Below are 18909 nucleotides of genomic sequence, written 5' to 3'. Positions count from 1 at the left end.
CAGCGCCATGAACGCGCGGTACCTCCCTTATTTATTGATCCTGCCGGTCACGTTGTTTCTGTGCCTTTTCTTCTTGTACCCGTTTATTCTGGTGGCACAGCAGGCATTCTACGTTGATGGCGGCTGGAGCTTGAAGAATTTCCAAGACGTGACAAGCTATTGGAAATTCCCGATCTCCTTCAAGAACACTATGTTGCTTGCGGCCGCTGTTGTGCCGGTGCAACTTGCGCTGGCGCTTTTGATGGCCACAATGGTGAGCCGTATGCAAAAGGGTCGCGACCTTATTCTTTACGTCTGGACAATCCCGCTTGGGATTTCAGATCTGGCAGCGGGTATCATCTGGCTTGCGATCTTTGAACAATCCGGCTTCCTCAACTCGATGATGAGCGGCTTGGGTATTGTTGATCGCCCGGTGAATTTCCTGAGCTATCAGCACCCCGGCATTGTTTTCCTCGCCATTGCCTTGGCCGAGATTTGGCGTGCGACGGCGATCATGTTGGTGATTTTGGTGGCGGGTATTGGGTTGATCCCCAAAGAGTATTACGAGGCCGCCGAAGTGTTTGGTGCCAGCCCGTGGAAACGGTTTACCCGTATCACCCTTCCTCTGCTGCGCCCGTCTTTGCAAACCGCTCTGGTGTTACGTGTCATCCTGGCCTTTGAAATCTTTGCCGTGGTTGCGGCGCTGGGCGGCACCTTGTTCCCGGTCCTTATGGGCGAGACCTACGCCTACCAATTTGACCTGCTGAACGGCGGCGCGGCGGCGGCGATGGCCTTGATCATCCTTGCGATCTCCATCGCCTTTACTTTGATCATCATGCGCGCCCTGCGCGTTCCGAAAGGAGCAACGATATGAATGCCGAAACGCGTTCCAGCGGGCGGTTCCTATACACCGCCTCGGTTGTCCTGCTTTGCGCGTGGGTGATCGTTCCGCTCTACCTTTTGCTGATCAACACGCTCAGCTCGCCGGAAACGGTCAACAGCTTTCCAAAGCCCTTTTTGCCAGAGTTTGACCTTGGCAGCATAAGCTTCTTCGCCGGGTTCGACGGGATGCTGACCGCGCTGAAAAACTCGATCCTTGTTGCCGCGATGACGATGGTCATGTCTATCGTGATCGGTGCCCCGGCTGGTTATGCGCTGTCGCGGTTCGACTTTCCGGGCAAGGGGCTGTTTCGGCTGTTGATCCTGCTGACCCGCGCCTTTCCCTTGCCGTTGCTGGCCTTGCCTTTGGCGGTGATGTTCATCCGCACAGGGTTGGACGACACTGTGTTTGGCTTGGCCTTGGTCCATACGACATTGGCAATCCCGTTTTCGGTGCTGATCACCTTCTCGCTCTTCTCGGGCATCCCGATTGAGCTAGAAGAAGCCGCTTGGACCTTGGGGTGTACACGCCTGACCGCCTTTACCAAGGTTGTCTTGCCCCTGATCCTTCCTGGGATAACCGCCAGTGCGATTTTTGCCTTTGTGATCTCGTGGAACGAAGTCTTTGCTGCCGCGGTTCTCACAATCGAAAACCGAACCCTCACGGCGTTCCTTTTGCAGAACCTCGACACCTCACCGCTGCATCTGAAATTCGCCGGTGGCTTCATCCTTGTCGTGCCTGCGCTGATCTTCATCTTTGCCGTCCGCAAATACCTGTTTGCGATGTGGGGCATCGCTAACCGTTAAGCCAACCGCTGATTGGAAACTGAAAATGGCTGTTATCGAAATCAAAAATGTCGCCAAGCGGTTTGGGTCTTATCAGGCGCTTCACGACATCAACCTGACCATCGACGATCAAGAATTTATGGTCCTGCTCGGCGCATCGGGCTGTGGGAAATCCACCTTGCTGCGGATCATTGCCGGGTTGGAAACCCAGACCACCGGCGAAGTCTGGATCGGGGGACGGCGGATCGACCATTTGCCACCCAAAGATCGTGGCATTGCGATGGTGTTTCAAAACTATGCGGTGTTCCCGCATTTGACGGTGTTCGAAAACATCGGCTTTGGCCTGCGGATGCAAAAACTGCCAAATGATGAGGTTAAGCGCCGTGTCGAACGCACCGCCGAGCTGATGCATATCGAACAATTGCTCAGCCGCTATTCCGGTGAGCTTTCGGGTGGGCAGCGCCAACGCGTCGCCGTGGCGCGCGCCTTGGCGATGGAACCGGATGTGATCCTGATGGATGAGCCGCTCTCCAACCTTGATGCGCTATTGCGCATGGAGATGCGCGCCGAGCTCAAAGGGGTTTTGGCCGAAAGCAACACAACCGCGATCTACGTCACCCATGACCAAGTCGAAGCCATGTCGATGGCGGATCGGATTAGCGTCATGCACGAAGGACGCATTGTTCAGGCGGCCTCACCCATCGAAGTGTACCGCGACCCCGCCGAACGTTTTGTCGCCGGCTTCATTGGCAATCCGCCGATGAACTTTCTTCCGGCGGAACCAGCCGGGCAAGGTCAATGGCGCGTTGCCGGACAAACCCTTGCGGGACCCGAACGTGACCAGCCGCTGGAATTTGCAATTCGACCCGAAGATATGACCCTGTCGGACGCTGGATTAGAGGCCAAAGCAAAAGTCGTTGAACCGCTTGGCGCGCATCTTTTGGTCACCGCCGAAGTCGACGGAACCCTGTTCCGCGCCGTCTTAGATAGCGACCTCAAAGTATCGCCCGGCGATACGTTGACCCTCGCCCCAACACCAGACCGCATCCGCTGGTTTGACCCAAAATCACACCATGCCGTCCAATGACGCATAAGGACAAACAGACAATGCAAACGCTTGTGCAAAACGCCTCGGACATTCTCCGCGAGAACGATCTTGGCACTTACACCGTGCCGACCCATGGCCTCTATCCGTTTCAATGGAACTGGGACAGTTGCCTGACCGCCCTTGGTCAGGCCCATTTTGATGAGGCCCGCGCGTGGCGCGAGATCGAAACCCTGCTGGCCCATCAATGGGAAGACGGCATGGTCCCTCATATCATCTTTCACAAAGAAGATGACGGCTATTTCCCCGGTCCCGATGTCTGGGCAACCGGGCGCGATGTGCCGACCTCGGGCATCACCCAGCCGGCCGTTGCTGGTTTTGCGATTAAACGGCTATTTGACCGCGCAAAAGACAAGGAGCTTGCCGCCAAAATGGCGCGGGCTTTGTTGCCCAAGGTGCTCGCTTGGCACGAATGGTTCTTTGCCAATCGGGATCCAGAGGGAACTGGCTTGGTCGCGATCCTGCATCCGTGGGAATCCGGGCGTGACAATTCGATCGACTGGGACGATGCGTTTGAACGGGTCCCAACCGAGGGCGTCTTGCCCTTCACCCGTCGTGACACCCAACATGCCAACCCTGAACATCGCCCAACCCAAGCGCAATATGAGCGCTACATTTGGTTGGTCCAACTGTTCCGCAGTCTGAACTGGGATAACGCGAAATTGCACGATGCGTCGCCGTTTCAGGTTGTCGACCCGGGTTTTAATGGCATTTTGCTGCGGTCTTGCATGGATGTCGCCGATCTGGCCGATGCGCTTGGGGAAACCGATGTTGCCGATAAATCCCGCGCCCAAGCCGTCAAAGGGATCGCCGCGATGGAGACCCTGTGGAGCGAGGAACATGGCCAATACCTGTGCCAAGATCGCCGCCTCAATCAGCTGATCGAGAGCCCGTCCGTTGGCGGTCTTATCGCCGGTTTCGCCCCCATTCCGGCGGCACGGGCCAAGGCATTGGCGGACAAGGTCACAGCCATGGCGAACAAGGTTACATATCTGGTGCCAAGCCATGACCCGGATGCGCCGGACTACGACGGCAAACGCTATTGGCGCGGTCCGGCATGGCTCATTGTCAACTATCTGATCAGCGACGGCTTGCGCCGTGCCGGTCAAATTGAGGTGGCCAACCGGATTGCTACATCCTCGGTGCAACTGATCGAAAAAAGCGGTTTCGCCGAATACTACGATCCCAAAACTGGCGAACCCTGTGGCGGAACGCGGTTCACTTGGACCGCCGCCATGGTGATTGAATTCATCGCACAATCTGAGAAAGGCTGACCAAACAGGGGGCCATGTTTCTTCTTTCCCGAAATTTCCTCGGGGGTGAATTGGCCGCTAGGCTAAGAGGGGGCAGACCGCCCCCTCGACTTTTCTCCAAAAAATCGCGTCGCGAATTAGAAAAACGCCTGCAATCCGGTTTGCGCCCGCCCCAAGATCAACGCGTGAACGTCATGTGTGCCTTCATAGGTGTTCACGGTTTCGAGGTTCACCATGTGTCGGATAACGTGGAAATCTTGGCTGATGCCGTTGCCACCGTGCATGTCGCGGGCATGGCGGGCGATTTCTAGGGCTTTGCCACAGTTGTTGCGCTTGATGATCGAAATCATCTCTGGCGCGGCTTGGGCCTCGTCCATCAAACGCCCGACACGCAAAGAGGCCTGAAGGCCCAATGCAATCTCGGTCTGCATATTTGCCAGCTTCAATTGAAACAGCTGTGTCTGCGCCAATGGCTTGCCAAACTGCTTGCGGTCCAACCCATATTGCAGAGCGGCGTGCCAACAGGCCTCGGCGGCCCCCATCGCGCCCCAGCTAATGCCGTAACGTGCGCGGTTCAAACAGCCAAACGGCCCCTTTAGCCCGGACACATTGGGCAGCAAGGCGTCCTCGCCGACCTCAACATTGTCCATGACAATTTCACCGGTGATCGAGGCGCGCAGGCTTTGTTTGCCTTCAATCTTGGGTGCGCTAAGACCCTTGGTTCCCTTTTCAAGAACAAAACCTTTGATCTTGCCATCATGCGCCTCGGATTTGGCCCAGACGACAAAGACATCGGCAATTGGCGCGTTGGAAATCCACATTTTGGAGCCATTCAACACATAGCCGCCATCAACCTTTTTGGCGGTGGTTTTGAGGCTCCCGGGATCGCTCCCCGCGTCGGGTTCGGTTAGGCCGAAACAGCCGATATATTCGCCGCTGGCCAGTTTTGGCAGGAACTTCTGGCGCTGTTCGGCGGTGCCGTAGGCATAGATCGGATACATCACCAAAGAGGACTGAACCGACATCATCGAGCGATAGCCACTATCCACGCGCTCAACCTCACGCGCGACAAGGCCGTAGGCCACATAGCCCGCGCCAAGCCCGCCGTATTCCTCGGGGATTGTGGTGCCAAGCAGACCCATATCCCCCATCTCGCGGAAAATTTCCGGGTCGGTATGCTCATTGGCAAAGGCATCAGTTACCCGCGACATCAGCTTGTCTTGCGCATAGGCCTTGGCGCTGTCGCGGATCATGCGTTCGTCTTCGTCCAGTTGGTTTTCCATCAAAAACGGGTCTTCCCAAGAAAAGCTGGACAAGCCGGGTTGGGACTGAGGGGACAGATGCGATGACATGGGCAAAGCCTTTCAAGACGGGGTTTCATCATGACATAAGGGCAAGAACCTTGCCCGCAAAGCAAATTTCCGGCATGAAAACATTCCAGAAGGGAATGATATGGCCGCATCTCGACGTTTCACACCACCTTTGGCTTATTTAACCGCCTTCGAAGCGGTGGCGCGTCACGGATCGGTGACAGACGCAGCGCGAGAGTTGGACCTAACCCAAAGCGCCGTGTCCCGGCAGATCCAAAAGCTTGAGGCGCAGGTCGGCGGGGTGTTGTTTGAGCGTGATCGCAAGCGGTTGCATCTCACGGCACAAGGCGCGTCCTATGCCCGAGAGATACGGGCTGCCCTCTCTCAAATCCAAACCGCAACAATTGCGCTTCAGACAAATCCCGATGGCGGGGCCCTAAACCTTGCGAGTTTGCCAAGCTTTGGCACCCATTGGCTGGCGCCACGGTTGCCGGGGTTTCTATCGGCGCATCCGGGGATCACCTTGAATATGTCGACCCGTTTGGTGGCCTTTGATTTCGCGGACGAAAACTTTCACGCGGCCATTGTTCATGGACAGGGCAATTGGCCGCGCACCGGGCAATTGAAATTGTGGGATGAACAGATGTTGGCCGTGGCCGCGCCGGAGCTTTTGACGCAAGGCGCTGTGACCGACTTGCCGCGTTTGCAATTGGAAACCCGCCCTAACGCTTGGGCGGACTGGTTTGGCGCCCATAATCTACCGCAGCCGGGCAAACCGGCGATGGTGGTTGATCAATTTGGCACGATGTTACGGGCGGCGCAGGCCGGTTTGGGGGTTGCCTTGATGCCGGATTATCTTGTGGCGCAAGAGATTCAGGCGGGCTCCTTGATCGAATTGCCCCATGCCCGCCCGGTGAGCATCGGGTCGTACTTCTTGATCTGGCCGGAACGCGGAGGGGACTATCCCGCCTTGGTCGCGTTCCGGGATTGGTTGCAAACCGCCAGCGCGCGTCGGCTTACGCTTTGAGACGATATCCGTTTTTGAACCAGTACCACGCCAAACCGCTAATCGCCAAGGTCGCCACAAATGCAACAGCAAAGCCAAAGGCCGGATTGCTGTCAGAGACGCCAATCACACCCCAGCGGGCCCCGTCAATCAAGTAGAACACCGGGTTGAAGTGGGTGATTTGGTACAAGACCGGCGGCAACGCTTCGACGGAATAAAAGGTGCCAGACAAGAAGGCCAAGGGCGTCACGATAAAGTTGGTGATGGCGGCCATTTGGTCGAATTTATTGGCGATGATCCCGGCCAAAATGCCTAAGGCCGACAAAAACGCAGCGCCCAAAATGACAAAGCAAAGCGCGACAAGCGGATGTTCGGGAACAATGCCTAAAACCAACCACTGGGCCGTTCCGATCGCCAAGGCCACGATGACGCCGCGCACCACGCCACCCGCCATGTACCCAACCACCAACTCAAAGGCCGAAAGCGGCGGCATGAGCGTGTCGACGATATTCCCCTGTACCTTTGAAATCACCAGCGAGCTTGACGTGTTGGCAAATGCGTTTTGGATCACGGTCATCATCAAAATGCCCGGCGCAATAAATGTGGAAAAGCTAACCCCCATCACATCGCCGCGTTTGGACCCAATGGCGATGGTGAAAATCAACATGAATAGGCCGGCGGTCACCAGAGGGGCCAGCAAGGTTTGCGTCCAGACATTCAAGAATCGCAGGATTTCGCGCAGGGCCAGTGTCTTGAGACCCAGCCAATTTACCGCGCCAAAGCGTCGATCTCCGGGGTGAAAGCTCGGATTTTGTAGATTCGTCTGTGACATTGGTGCCCCTCGTTTCCTTGCCCGCCTTGTATCTTGTTTCGCAATGATTAGAATAGGGCCAACTCAGAAACGACAGGCGGTCCCTTGGGGGCCGCTTTTTCAGTGGGAATACACGATGTCCTGGACCGATGAACGCGTCGAGACGCTCAAAAAGATGTGGGGCGAAGGCCAATCCGCTAGTCAGATTGCCAAAGAACTCGGCGGGGTGACCCGAAATGCCGTGATCGGCAAGGTGCACCGTCTGGGCCTTTCGAACCGGGCCGGTTCTGGGGGATCGGCCGATGCCAAGGCCAAAGCCAAGGCAGAGCCAAAAGCCAAGCCAGCGCCCAAGCCCAAGGCAGCCGAGGCCGCGCCCAAGCCCAAGCCCGCACCAGAGCCCAAGCCCGCTGCGGCGGCCCCCGTGGCGACAACCCCGGCTGTTTTGCCAGCGCGCAAGCAGATCATTCCGGCCGGTCAGCCATTGCCACCGCAACCTTCGGCCAACGAAATCTCGCCCGAGGCCCTGGCCCGTGTGAGCGAAGTTGAAAAGAAGGCCAAGAAGCTGACCTTGATGGAGTTAACCGAACGGACCTGCAAATGGCCGGTTGGCGACCCTGCGACCGATGATTTCTGGTTCTGCGGTCTGCCTGTTCAACAGGGCAAACCCTATTGCGAAGCCCATGTTGGCGTCGCGTTCCAGCCAATGAGCTCGCGCCGCGACCGCCGTCGCTAAGCCCGTTTAGACATTCCTGAAAAGCGCCCTGCCGACATCGGCGGGGCGTTTTCATTTCTGCGCTTTGGTATGGTGCGACAGCAGCGCCAGAAAGGCCTTGGTCATTGGTCTTTCGACTTTGGATCCGGGCCAAACCGCGTGAACGGGAATGGTAGGAAGGGACCAGTCGGGCAAGATTTCAACAAGCGAGCCATCAGAAATTTGGGTCGCCACATAATGACGGGGCGGTGAAGCGACGGCCATACCATGTGACGCCAAATCAACCATGGCTTCGATGTTGTCGACGCTGAGGTTGCCGGCCTGTTCAATATCTTGAGATGTGCCTGAGATATGGGTGAGCCGTCGACGCGTGCCAAGATGGCTGTGCTTGATCCAAGGCGCTTGGGCTAGATCGTCGAGGGTTTCGATCTTGCCGTGTCCTGCTAAAAATCTTGGGGCGGCCACTATTACGCGAGGCATTTCCCAGACGTGGGTGCACTTCAACGACGAATCTTGCAAGACCCCAGCCCGCAATGCCAGATCAATTTGACCTGCGATTAGGTCATGTGCGGTGTCGGAGTAGCAAAGATCCAAGTCCACGTTTGGGTGGTCACGTTGGAATTGTGCCAATGCGTTTGAGACCGGAGATCGCAACAGGGAAACAGTCAGCGTGATCCGCAATCGACCCCGCAATGTCCCATCGCCGTTGATTGCCTCTTCTAACCCGGTTTCGGCCATGTCGCGCATGTTACTTGCTGCGTCGCGCAAACGTTCACCGGTTTCGGTCAGGGTCAGTTTGCGGGTCGAGCGATAGATCAGCGGGCCGCCAACGGCCTGTTCAAGCAGTTGGACATGGTAGGTGACCGCAGCCGGTGTCATGCCCAAAACACGCGCTGCCCCGCGAAAGGAGCCTTGTTGCGCGACCTCGGCAAAGATTCCGAGAGATTTGAGATGTTCGATGCTCATTGCTATAAATTTTTGATCAGTGCGTTTAATTGTTACTATATTTTGTACAAGAAGTCCCAGCAATAGGTTGGTTAGGTTAACCGAGGACCTTCCATGCCATCACTGATACCCATCGCTTTCTTTGCGTTTACCATGTCGTTCTTGCCCGGCCCGGTGAATATCATCACCCTTGCCTCGGGCTTGCAAAATGGTGTCAGGCCGACGCTTGGCTTTGTGACTGGGGCCACGTTTGGGTTTGCTGCGTTGTTGGCGGTCATTGGTGTTGGAATGGCGGAATTACCAGAGACAGGTGGGGTGATCTTGGATGTGATGACCTGGGTCGGGGCCGGGTTGATCGTTTATATTGCGATGCCGCTTTTTCGGCCAAACGCCTTGGGCACATCCCAGAAACAACCGATCCCGACCTTTGCGCAGGGCGCGTTGTTGCAATGGTTAAACCCAAAAGCGTGGGGCGCGATCTTTGCGGCGCTCTCATTGTTCAATCTGCGGCCCGGATCACTCGACCTTGTCTTGGTGATCGCGGTGTGGAGCGTTTTGTGTTTCATCGGGGTTGGAGTTTGGGCGGTGTTTGGTGCGCAGATGCAGCGCCTTTTGCGCAACCCCGCCTACATGACAATAATGTGCCGTGTGATGGGCAGTGTTCTGCTCCTCCTAGTGGGCATCCTTCTTTGGCGCTGGGCGCAATCCTGACGACCCCCTTCCCACAAGGCCGGGGGCAGGCTATACGCCCGCATGGTTCAGAATCCCCCAGATATCCGCCCCGATCTTGCGCCGCGTGCGCAATTTGGTGACACGCGCCGCGATGGCCAGCCGACTGTTGGCATGGTGTCGCTTGGTTGCCCCAAAGCCTTGGTCGATAGCGAACGCATCCTGACCCGGCTGCGCGCCGAAGGGTACGGGATTTCGCCCGACTATAGTGGCGCGGATGCGGTGATTGTGAACACCTGTGGGTTTCTTGATAGCGCCAAGGCCGAAAGCCTTGAGGCGATTGGTGAGGCTTTGCAGGAGAACGGCAAGGTCATCGTGACCGGCTGTCTTGGTGCGGACCCGGAGTATATCACCGGTGTGCATCCCAAGGTTATGGCGGTCACCGGCCCGCACCAATACGAACAGGTTTTGGATGCTGTGCATGGGGTTGTGCCGCCGTCGCCCGACCCGTTTATTGACCTGTTGCCGGCCCGTGGCATCAGCCTAACCCCGCGCCATTTTAGCTATCTGAAGATTTCTGAGGGCTGCAATCACAAGTGCAAATTCTGCATCATCCCGGATATGCGCGGCAAGCTGCAATCACGACCCCACAAGGCGGTGCTGCGTGAGGCCGAAAAGCTTGTCGAGGCAGGTGTTCAGGAGCTTTTGGTGATCAGCCAAGACACCAGCGCCTACGGGGTCGACTGGAAGGATGCAGAGCGGGGCGCGGAAAAGCATATCACAACTTTGGCGCGTGACCTTGGCAGCCTCGGGGCGTGGGTGCGCCTGCATTATATCTATCCCTACCCGCATGTGCGCGAGCTGATCCCGCTGATGGCGGACGGCTTGATCTTGCCCTATCTGGACGTGCCATTCCAACACGCGCACCCTGACACGCTCAAACGCATGGCGCGTCCGGCGGCGGCGGAGCGCACCTTGGACCGGATCGCAGAATGGCGCGGCATTTGCCCCGACATTACCCTGCGTAGTACGTTTATCGTTGGCTATCCCGGAGAAACCGAGGCCGAATTCCAAACGCTTTTGGATTGGATGGACGAGGCGCAATTGGACCGTGTCGGGTGCTTTCAATATGAAAACGTCGACGGTGCGCGTTCCAACGACTTGCCCGATCATGTGCCCGATGAGGTCAAGCAAGAGCGCTGGGACCGGTTTATGGAAAAGGCACAGGCGATTTCCGAAGCCAAGCTAGCCGCCAAGGTGGGTAAGGTCATGGATGTGATCGTTGATGACGTTGACGAAGATGGCATTGCCACTTGTCGCACCAAGGCGGATGCGCCTGAGATTGATGGCAACCTGTTCATCGACGAAGGCACCGGTGATCTGGCACCGGGTCAAATTGTGTCCGTTGAGGTGGACGAAGCCGGGGAATACGATCTTTGGGGGCGCTTGGTTTAGGGCTTTCAGCGGTGATTTGCTCATACTGGTAACTGTGTCGGCAAGGCACCGCTTGACCATCCCGCCGGTGTTGAAATGGTCTCTCGTCGCTCCCATGTTGAAGAAAATTTTTCAACTGTGAGACAGCCATGTATACTGATCAAAGTGGACGATCTGTTTTAGCAGAATTCTCAAATATGACGCGCCGCAACCGTCGCGAAATGGCGCGTCGTTTTATCTACAAGAAGGGCATTCGCCCCAAAGATTTGGCCGAACAGCTTTTGGTGTTGGAGGCTTTGGAAACGGATGAAGCGCTCACCAGTTTTGACCACTTTTATGCGTTGATCGCCGGTGCCCATAAGATTTGTGAACAGGTCGACATGCCACGCGCCAAAGAGCGCGCCGAGAAAATGTGGCTGTATTGGCCAAATGTTAGGTCAATGCCTGTTGGCTACGGGTTGCGCAAAGATCGGACCCATTTGGTGTTTTCCTATCTCAACGTCGCTATGAATCTTGGTATTTTGTCCGGAGGGCGCCGTTCAAACCAGTGGACTGAAATCGTGCTGCAAGAGGTTGAGAAGCTCAATCCGCGTCAAATGACGCCCTATTTGTTCAACAGCAATAGCAACGTCATCAAAGCGCTCGGCCTTGCGGCGTTGTCATACCCCGAAGACGTGGATCGGATCCACGACATTTCGCTAAAGCTGGTGTCATATGGAATTGAGATCAACAACCCGGTTTTCTGGTGGTTTTTCAGCCGGTTTCGCGCTCCGTCACATATGACAGAGGTAAAGCCGCGGGCTGGCTTTGGGTCGCATCTCAATACAATGCGGCGGGTGTTTGCATTGGAAGAAGCCCGCCACAGTCGGCTAGGTCCGGATCGGCAGCGTGCGCTACACAAAGTTGCGGATTTATGCGTCGCGCAGGCCAACCCGGTTCAAAAACAAGCCCTTATGAGGGCCGTCGAAGAACGTTCAACATATTCGGATGTGCCTTAGGCCTGTTCATCTTCAAGGTGCAGCTTCATATCAATGAGCACCTTTTGAATCGCGAGCGTTTCTTTGAGCAATCGCTTGGCTTCGTTGGCGGTAATAATGCCGTCTTCGATGGATTGGTGGTATTCGGCCATCAACATCCCGAACCGCTGCGAGAGGGCGATGACGTCTGAATTCACGCCGCCTTCGCTCTGTGAATTTCTCCGCGACTCGTCGAAGTTCAGGGTTATTCCCTTAAGTTCCGCCAAAGCGGCCGTAACATGCGGGTAGGACGCGGCCTCTTCCAAAGCGGCCACGGCATCTACTGGCATGTAACGATCTTCATGTTCCGGATAGTCGGAATAGTAGCGCCCAAGCGTTGCTTTGGATTTGCCAGTCAACTCACAGGCGGCTTCGATGCCGACGTCCTTGACCAGAGCTTCGATGTGTTTTTTCAGGTAGCGCCCGACAGATGCCATGTCTTGTCCTCGTGCCCGGGACCTCCCGGGGAACTTTCAAACTTCATTCCCATTACCGCTATCTGCCAGAAATGTCATGTAGAAAACGTCCCTGCGTGTGTTGGGGTGTACGAGTTTCCGGTTCCCAGACCGGATTTGGTGACGAGAAGGGAAGGCTTTGAATGGTCTCTGGGGGTGCTTTGGTTATCCGCCCCTTCTCAATTACCCAGTTTGCTCAGGTTCAGGGTCCCGTGACCCCCGGGGGATACTCCCCAGAATCCTGACCTGAGCGAATAGGTTTTTTCCGGCTCTTACCTTGCCCATTTTGCCCAGCTGCGGCACATGATGCGCCATGGCCAAACTGCACTTTCAATACTCCACCATGAACGCCGGCAAATCGACTTTGCTGTTGCAAGCCGCGCACAACTACAATGAACGCGGGATGCAGACCTATCTGTTGACCGCCTCCTTTGATGATCGTGCGGGTGCGGGCAAGATTGGCTCGCGGATTGGTCTGTCACGCGAGGCTGATTTGTTTGACAGCAAGGCCGACCTGTTTTCCAAGATCAAAACACGTCTCGATCAAGGGCCCGTGGCCTGCATTTTTGTGGACGAAGCCCAGTTTCTGACCCGCGACCAAGTCTGGCAATTGGCGCGTGTGGTCGATGATTTGGATGTGCCGGTCATGGCCTATGGGCTGCGGGTCGATTTCCGGGGCGAGCTGTTCCCCGGCTCCGCTGCGCTCTTGGCTCTGGCCGATGAAATGCGCGAGGTGCGCACCATTTGCCATTGCGGACGCAAGGCGACTATGGTCATCCGACAAGACGATCAGGGCAGGGCGTTGGTAGATGGTGAACAGGTGCAAATCGGCGGCAATGAAACCTACGTTAGCCTATGCCGACGCCATTGGCGCGCGGCCGTCGGCGACAAGGGTTAAACGCTGATGTTTGGGCTTCCACTGAACGCTCAAACCTTTTGGACCGGCCTTGTCGTCGCGATTGTCGGATTTTTCAGCTCTTTCCCGATTTTCCTTCAAGGTGTCGAAGCCATGGGGGCCAGCCCCGCCCAGGCCTCATCGGCGGTTATGGCCGGGTCCGTGGCCATGGGCATCGCAGCGATCTTCTTAAGCCTGCGCTACAAAATGCCCGCCAGTGTCGCATGGTCGACGCCGGGGGCGGCTCTCTTGGCGGTCTCTGTACCGGATGCCGCCGGGTTTGCCGGGGCGGTGGGGGCATTTGTCTTTGCAGGCGTCTTGGGTGTTGTCTCTGGCTTCTGGCGGCCCTTGGCCCGTTTGGCCGCCGCAATCCCTGCGCCGATCACTATGGCGATGTTGTCCGGCGTGTTGTTCTCAATCTGCCTCGCGCCGTTTCGCACCTTGGCCGAGGCACCGGCCATTGCCGTGCCGATCATGCTGACATGGTTTGTGGTTGGGCGGTTCTCACGTCTCTTCGCTGTGCCTGCTTCGGTCATTGCGCTGGTGGTCCTTGTCGTCATCCAAAATGATGGATTTCCGGTGCCACCCGATATCTTGACCGACCCCGTGGTCGTGGTGCCGGTGTTTTCTCTCTCCGCGATACTAAGTCTGGGCCTGCCGTTGTTTCTTGTCACCACCGCGACGCAAAACATTCCCGGTGTCTCGGTGCTAAAGGCCAATGGCTACGAACCGCCCTCGGGGTCTCTCTTTGCGACGGTCGGGGTGTTTAGCATCCTTAGCGCGCCCTTTGGGGCCATTTCGACCTGCGTCGCCGCGATCACGGCGGCGATGTGTTGTGATGAAAACGCCCATCCTGATCCCGCGCAACGCTATATGGCGGCGGTCTGGGCTGGCTTGTTTTATTGTCTCTTCGGGGTCTTGGCGGCGGGCGTGACTTTTGTCGCCGGGCTTGCACCGCCCATGGCCATGGCCACCCTTGCCGGTGTGGCGCTCTTCAATGTCTTTGCCAACTCTGCATCGGTCGCGCTAGGCAACGAAGACACTCGCGAAGCCGCGGCTTTGACCTTTGTCATGACGGCGTCGGGGGTGACGATGCTTGGGCTAGGGGCGGCGGTATGGGGGCTGTTGATTGGTTGCGCGGTTCACCTGATCAAACTCAAGACAACCCGCGCGCGGTGATTGCAATTAGGCCCGTTCGACCAGAACCGAGCCAACCGAATAGCCCGCCCCAAAGGAACAAATCACGCCGCGATCACCGGGCTGCATATCTTCGGAATTCTGCGAAAAGGCAATGATCGACCCGGCCGAAGACGTGTTGGCATAGTCTTGCAAGATGTTGGGTTGCTCACCCTCTTCCGGTACGCGGCCCAGCACCTTTTTCCCGATGAAATCGTTCATGGTCTTGTTGGCTTGATGCAGCCAAAGCCGACGTAGGTCGCTTGCCTCCCAACCAGTATCGGCCAGATGGGTTAGAATATGTGCCGAGACCATCGGCAACACCTCTTTGAAGACCCTGCGACCGTTCTGCATGAACTGCATGTCGCGGCGGTCTTCCATCTGATCATGGGCATTGCGCAAGAAACCGTGGTTGTTGCGGATGTTGTTTGAGAACTTGGTGGCGCAGCTGGTCGCTTGGATGGTGAAATGCGGCCCAGTCGCCTCGTCGTCGCGTTGGATCACCACCGCCGTGGCCACGTCGCCAAAGATGAAGTGGCAATCACGGTCGCGCCATTCCAAATGCCCCGAACAAATCTCAGGGCAAATGACCAAAGCACGGCGAACCGAGCCTGAGCGGACCATGTCCGCCGCGGCCTGAATGCCAAATGTGGCCGAGGAGCAGGCGACATTCATGTCAAAGGCAAAGCCGCCAGCGCCCAAAAGATTCTGAATCTCAATGGCAATCGCCGGGTAGGCGCGTTCGTGGTTGGATGCGGCACAAATCACCAGATCAATATCGCCCCCACTTAGCCCGGTCATTTCAAGCGCTTTGTTGGCGGCATCCACGCCCATTTCGGCCATAATACCGGGGGTGTCATCGGCACGGGCGGGCAACTGTGGATACATGCGATCCGGGTCCAGAATCCCGGATTTATTCATCACGTAACGCCGCTCAATCCCCGAGGCGCTAAAGATGAATTCCGAGCTTGAATGGCCAATCGCCTCGGCCTCACCGGCGTCAATCTCGGCCTGATGCGCGGCGTTCCACCGGTCTGCATAGGCGTTGAACGCCACCACCAATTCGTCGTTGCTGATCGATTGCGACGGGGTGAACACCCCATGTCCGGTGATGGCTGGCTGATACATCGGTGGTCTCCTTTGGGCCAAGACCGAACCCCAACCACGCGCAGAGGTCAAGCTTTGCCGCAGGGTAAGGTGCCTTTAATGCAGGCGTGAACCGGCGGGAACCGGCTTATCGGGGCGGGCCAGAACGATATCGCCGTTGTCGTCGGAGTAGCCAAGCACCAGAACCTCGGACATAAACGGCCCGATTTGACGTGGTGGGAAATTGACCACGGCCATCACCTGTTTTCCAACAAGGTCCTCGGGCGCATAATGCACGGTGATCTGAGCCGATGATTTCTTTTCGCCAATCTCTTGGCCGAAATCGATCCAAAGTTTGATGGCGGGTTTGCGGGCCTCAGGAAAGGGTTCGGCGCGGGCAACCGTGCCCACTCGAATATCCACGGACAGGAAATCGTCAAATGTGATCTCAGCCATTGGCCAACTCCTTAGATCGATCCGTTGCGGCGGCCACTGTTGCTTTGATCAGGCCGGGTAAACCGCCCTCGTCCTTCATCAAAACCTCAAGCCCGGCCTGCGTTGTACCATTGGGCGAGGTCACATTGCGGCGTAGTTGCGCGGCGCTTTCATCGCTTTGTTGCGCTAATGCGCCCGCTCCGGCGACGGTCGCTTGGGCCAGTTGCATCGCCATCTCGGGCGCAAGGCCCTGTGCTTCTCCGGCGGCGGCAAGGCATTCAATCATGTGAAACACATAGGCCGGCCCAGAGCCGCTCACCCCGGTCACCGCATCAATCTGGCCTTCGTTGTCCAAACGCACAACTTCGCCAACCGCCGATAGCAAATCTTGCGACATATCCATGTGGTGGGATGTGGCGCGGGCGTTGCCTGCTATGGCCGTGATCCCCTGACCAATGGCGGCGGGCGTGTTGGGCATGGCGCGAATGATCGGGGTCTCAGCGCCCAAAATCGCCTCGTAATTGGCAATGGTCACCCCGGCGGCCACCGACAGGAACAAGGTCTCACCGTTGCCAAGCGCCTGTAGCGACGGCAATGCCTCGGTCATCATCTGTGGCTTGACGGCGACCAAAACAATCGCCGGATTGGCGGGCAGGGCCTCGTTCAAATGCACGCCTTGCGCGCTCAACCATTCCGATGGGTAAGGGTCTGTGACCCAGACCGACCCGCTGGGCAATCCCCGCGCCAGCCATCCTTCCAACATGGCCGAGCCCATTTTGCCGCATCCCAACAACACCAACCCACGTTTCGCGATTTCGCTGTCTTGCATCACATCCCCCAAAATCAAACTTCCCAACAGCTACGCAAAGAAAAAGGGTACCGCAATGGCACCCTTGGTTTCTTCTTTCCGAAAGTATCGCGGGGGAGTCGCCGTGGCAACGGGGGCAGCGCCCCCAAACCCGGTTCAGGCCCCTGTGTCAGGCCCGACCATAGGCCTCGGCAATGGCCACCTGCATCGCGGCCTTGGCGCTTTTGTCGGTCCAGACCATCAATTGAAAGGCCGGGTAATAGCGTTCGGCGCTCATCACGGCGGCGTTGATCATCGTGTCGATTTGTTCGGGCGAAGCAACATTGCCACCCGCGAGCACCAACCCGTATTTGTAAACCATCAGCTTTTGCGCGGCCCAATAGCTGAACGATCCGGCCCAGCATTGGTCATTCACAAGGTTCAACCCCTCGTGCAGCACATCCACCTTGTCCGACGGCGGGTCCATATCGAAAGTACAGATCATCCGCAGTGTTTCATCGCCACCCGACCACGCCAGTGTGATCGAATAGGTGCGCCATTGCCCTTCGACTGCCATGGCGATTTGGTCATCCGCCAAACGCTCAAATTCCCAGTCATTGTGAACCGCGATGTGCTCAACAATATCGATCGGGTGCAGGTCTTCTTCAAGGTAATGCTCGGACAGGGACATGCCGTCACCTCTTTTGTTATAGCGTTACAGGGGCCGATTTCTGCCAACGCTTGCTGACTGCTCTAGGGTCTGCGTTGTAGCCCGCGACCCTTACCAGATATGGTGCATGTGCCGAGGGGGGTAAGTAAAGCAATATTTTACGTGTCCACACAGTAAGTTGTGGATGGATTGGACTTGTCCACAGAATATAGAGTTATCCACAGCTTGAGAGCACAAGGGTTCAGGACGTGAGGCTTGCCCCAAAACAAACCTGCTGAACCACCGGCACGGTTCCTTGGGGTACAACCTCAAAACGCTGTTCGATCAAGACCTTGTCCGCAAAGATCACCTGAAACGTCCAAACACCCAAAAGCAGTTCGTCGTCTTGTTCGAACGTATAAAGGTTCAGCGCGGCTTCGCCAGTTTGCATCGGCGCGGCCCAGCTTTGTTCGGTGATCCCGCTCGCGCCCATCGGCGGATGAATAACCCGCATCCGTGCGCCATCGAGCACCACATTGTCGCTCATTTTAGTGCGAAGACCAAAGCTTAACCCGATATGGGCAGGCACGAATTGGGTGGTCACGTCTATCACGCGGGTCTGATCAATCAGGTTGATCACCCCCGACGCGGTTTCAGGCGCGGCCTCGGTGCCGGTCAAGGTCACATCGCAAATCACCCCGTGATCCATCAACTCGATAGGAGAAGTCGTCTCTGCCCATGCCGAGAGCGGTACGAGAACAATAAACGGTAGTGCAAGCTTGAACATGGCCCGCCCCTTGGAAACGCGTTCCCATGATATAAGCATGGGAAAGGGAGTTTATAAGCCCAAGACCGCTAGGAGCAACAAAACCTTACTTCAATGCGCAGGCAGCGGAGACCTCTGTGGCTTGCTGGGCGTCTACCACACTATAGCTTTGTTGATAGACAACAAGGTCGCCATCGGTAAGCCGAAATATCCATGTGCCGGGCACCAGTTCGAAGCTGTCCTCAAATGTGTATCCAACCAGGGTAAGGCCGTGTGTCTGCAAACTTGGCCAGGTCTGCACCGTTCGCCCTTTGGCCCCCATAGGCGGATGTGTGACGCTGGCAAGATATAACCCGCTCGTGGGTGGTGCCGAAACCTCGACAATTGCGCCAAAGGTGCGGGGGATTTCGGCCGGGATGGTGCGGGTTGCAACATTAAAATCTGGCATTGTGGTGCGTGAGATCACTTCACCGTCAATTGTGTCATGGCCGGATTCCAACACACCCGGTCCCATGTCGCAGACCACCCCGTGACTTACTTCTTTGACATAGGGGAAAACGAAATCGACCTACCCTGCATAGGCAGGGAAGGCCGCTACAAACATCAAAACTGCTTTACGCATTAACCAATAGCCACTGCTTTTACATCTTCGTCGATGTAGGGAACATACTGCTCGAAGTTGTTGGAGAACATCTCAACCAGCTTGGCGGCCTGCGCGTCATAGGCTTCTTTGTCGTCCCACGTCTTGCGTGGGT

The 18909-nt window shown here is 56.7% G+C and carries 21 protein-coding genes; 11 read left to right on the top strand and 10 right to left on the bottom strand.

Translation table 11 applies throughout. The features are described from left to right. Positions 1 to 7 precede the first annotated feature (7 nt). Genes AC5EFR_RS10505 through AC5EFR_RS10490 form a run of 4 tightly spaced genes read left to right on the top strand, consistent with a single transcriptional unit; the run spans position 8 to position 4023 of the window. Positions 8 to 853, top strand: coding sequence for a carbohydrate ABC transporter permease (locus tag AC5EFR_RS10505; protein WP_493575781.1), 846 nt, complete (start codon positions 8 to 10; stop codon positions 851 to 853). Continuing rightward, complete coding sequence (locus tag AC5EFR_RS10500; RefSeq protein WP_493575780.1) at positions 850 to 1665, top strand: carbohydrate ABC transporter permease; 816 nt, start codon at positions 850 to 852, stop codon at positions 1663 to 1665. The genes AC5EFR_RS10505 and AC5EFR_RS10500 overlap by 4 nt, the downstream gene beginning before the upstream one ends. 25 nt (positions 1666 to 1690) lie before the next feature. Next, positions 1691 to 2731: an ABC transporter ATP-binding protein gene (locus AC5EFR_RS10495; RefSeq protein ID WP_493575779.1), complete on the top strand. Its 1041-nt coding sequence runs from the start codon at positions 1691 to 1693 to the stop codon at positions 2729 to 2731. Beyond that, on the top strand, positions 2728 to 4023 hold the full coding sequence (locus AC5EFR_RS10490; RefSeq protein WP_493575778.1) for an amylo-alpha-1,6-glucosidase: 1296 nt from the start codon (positions 2728 to 2730) through the stop codon (positions 4021 to 4023). Before AC5EFR_RS10495 ends, AC5EFR_RS10490 begins: the two co-directional genes overlap by 4 nt. Positions 4024 to 4139: 116 nt before the next feature. Here AC5EFR_RS10490 and AC5EFR_RS10485 read toward each other — a convergent pair whose 3' ends face one another. After that, positions 4140 to 5354 carry an acyl-CoA dehydrogenase gene (locus tag AC5EFR_RS10485; protein WP_493575777.1) on the bottom strand — a complete coding sequence of 405 codons (1215 nt, stop codon included), beginning with the start codon at positions 5352 to 5354 and terminating at the stop codon, positions 4140 to 4142. Between the two features lie 100 nt (positions 5355 to 5454). Here AC5EFR_RS10485 and AC5EFR_RS10480 point away from each other — a divergent pair, with 100 nt between their 5' ends. Then, the gene (locus tag AC5EFR_RS10480) at positions 5455 to 6339 is read left to right on the top strand and encodes a LysR family transcriptional regulator (RefSeq protein ID WP_493575776.1); all 885 of its coding nucleotides are present in this window, start codon (positions 5455 to 5457) and stop codon (positions 6337 to 6339) included. On the opposite strand, the gene AC5EFR_RS10475 is transcribed toward AC5EFR_RS10480, so the two are convergent. Then, the gene (locus AC5EFR_RS10475; protein ID WP_493575775.1) at positions 6329 to 7150 is read right to left on the bottom strand and encodes an ABC transporter permease; all 822 of its coding nucleotides are present in this window, start codon (positions 7148 to 7150) and stop codon (positions 6329 to 6331) included. The two genes, AC5EFR_RS10480 and AC5EFR_RS10475, sit on opposite strands and share 11 nt — an antisense overlap. A 115-nt stretch (positions 7151 to 7265) precedes the next feature. Here AC5EFR_RS10475 and AC5EFR_RS10470 point away from each other — a divergent pair, with 115 nt between their 5' ends. Further along, entirely contained in the window at positions 7266 to 7862 is a 597-nt protein-coding gene (locus AC5EFR_RS10470; protein ID WP_493575774.1) for a GcrA family cell cycle regulator, read from the top strand. 51 nt (positions 7863 to 7913) lie between these two features. On the opposite strand, the gene AC5EFR_RS10465 is transcribed toward AC5EFR_RS10470, so the two are convergent. Then, positions 7914 to 8807: a LysR family transcriptional regulator gene (locus AC5EFR_RS10465; protein ID WP_493575773.1), complete on the bottom strand. Its 894-nt coding sequence runs from the start codon at positions 8805 to 8807 to the stop codon at positions 7914 to 7916. Positions 8808 to 8900: 93 nt separating this feature from the next. Here AC5EFR_RS10465 and AC5EFR_RS10460 point away from each other — a divergent pair, with 93 nt between their 5' ends. The 3 genes from AC5EFR_RS10460 to AC5EFR_RS10450 all read left to right on the top strand — a co-directional run bounded on the left by AC5EFR_RS10460 (position 8901) and on the right by AC5EFR_RS10450 (position 11887). Further along, positions 8901 to 9497 carry a LysE family translocator gene (locus tag AC5EFR_RS10460; protein ID WP_493575772.1) on the top strand — a complete coding sequence of 199 codons (597 nt, stop codon included), beginning with the start codon at positions 8901 to 8903 and terminating at the stop codon, positions 9495 to 9497. A 42-nt stretch (positions 9498 to 9539) separates the two neighbouring features. Continuing rightward, positions 9540 to 10910, top strand: coding sequence for a 30S ribosomal protein S12 methylthiotransferase RimO (gene rimO / locus AC5EFR_RS10455; protein ID WP_493575771.1), 1371 nt, complete (start codon positions 9540 to 9542; stop codon positions 10908 to 10910). 128 nt (positions 10911 to 11038) lie between these two features. Then, a complete protein-coding gene (locus tag AC5EFR_RS10450) occupies positions 11039 to 11887 on the top strand; it encodes a hypothetical protein (protein WP_493575770.1) in 849 nt (282 codons plus the stop codon). Here AC5EFR_RS10450 and AC5EFR_RS10445 read toward each other — a convergent pair. Further along, entirely contained in the window at positions 11884 to 12342 is a 459-nt protein-coding gene (locus AC5EFR_RS10445; RefSeq protein WP_299929746.1) for a hypothetical protein, read from the bottom strand. The genes AC5EFR_RS10450 and AC5EFR_RS10445 overlap by 4 nt on opposite strands. Positions 12343 to 12673: 331 nt before the next feature. Here AC5EFR_RS10445 and AC5EFR_RS10440 point away from each other — a divergent pair, with 331 nt between their 5' ends. Beyond that, complete coding sequence (locus AC5EFR_RS10440; RefSeq protein ID WP_493575769.1) at positions 12674 to 13258, top strand: thymidine kinase; 585 nt, start codon at positions 12674 to 12676, stop codon at positions 13256 to 13258. A 6-nt stretch (positions 13259 to 13264) separates the two neighbouring features. Next, the gene (locus AC5EFR_RS10435) at positions 13265 to 14434 is read left to right on the top strand and encodes a benzoate/H(+) symporter BenE family transporter (protein WP_493575768.1); all 1170 of its coding nucleotides are present in this window, start codon (positions 13265 to 13267) and stop codon (positions 14432 to 14434) included. A gap of 6 nt (positions 14435 to 14440) precedes the next feature. On the opposite strand, the gene AC5EFR_RS10430 is transcribed toward AC5EFR_RS10435, so the two are convergent. From AC5EFR_RS10430 to AC5EFR_RS10405, 6 genes are all read right to left on the bottom strand, one after another. Then, positions 14441 to 15559: a beta-ketoacyl-ACP synthase III gene (locus AC5EFR_RS10430; RefSeq protein ID WP_493575767.1), complete on the bottom strand. Its 1119-nt coding sequence runs from the start codon at positions 15557 to 15559 to the stop codon at positions 14441 to 14443. Between the two features lie 75 nt (positions 15560 to 15634). Next, a complete protein-coding gene (locus tag AC5EFR_RS10425; protein ID WP_493575766.1) occupies positions 15635 to 15973 on the bottom strand; it encodes a tRNA-binding protein in 339 nt (112 codons plus the stop codon). Further along, on the bottom strand, positions 15966 to 16781 hold the full coding sequence (gene proC, locus AC5EFR_RS10420) for a pyrroline-5-carboxylate reductase (protein ID WP_493575765.1): 816 nt from the start codon (positions 16779 to 16781) through the stop codon (positions 15966 to 15968). Before proC ends, AC5EFR_RS10425 begins: the two co-directional genes overlap by 8 nt. A 148-nt stretch (positions 16782 to 16929) precedes the next feature. After that, the gene (locus AC5EFR_RS10415) at positions 16930 to 17430 is read right to left on the bottom strand and encodes a type III secretion system chaperone family protein (RefSeq protein ID WP_493575764.1); all 501 of its coding nucleotides are present in this window, start codon (positions 17428 to 17430) and stop codon (positions 16930 to 16932) included. Between the two features lie 220 nt (positions 17431 to 17650). Continuing rightward, the gene (locus tag AC5EFR_RS10410) at positions 17651 to 18175 is read right to left on the bottom strand and encodes a DUF3859 domain-containing protein (RefSeq protein WP_493575763.1); all 525 of its coding nucleotides are present in this window, start codon (positions 18173 to 18175) and stop codon (positions 17651 to 17653) included. An 85-nt stretch (positions 18176 to 18260) separates the two neighbouring features. Then, the gene (locus AC5EFR_RS10405; protein ID WP_493575762.1) at positions 18261 to 18668 is read right to left on the bottom strand and encodes a DUF3859 domain-containing protein; all 408 of its coding nucleotides are present in this window, start codon (positions 18666 to 18668) and stop codon (positions 18261 to 18263) included. Positions 18669 to 18909 lie beyond the last annotated feature (241 nt).

This window comes from Pelagimonas sp. (assembly GCF_058892305.1).
The sequence above is the reverse complement of the archived record's forward strand: the minus strand, read 5'-3'. Positions and strand labels throughout refer to the sequence as shown.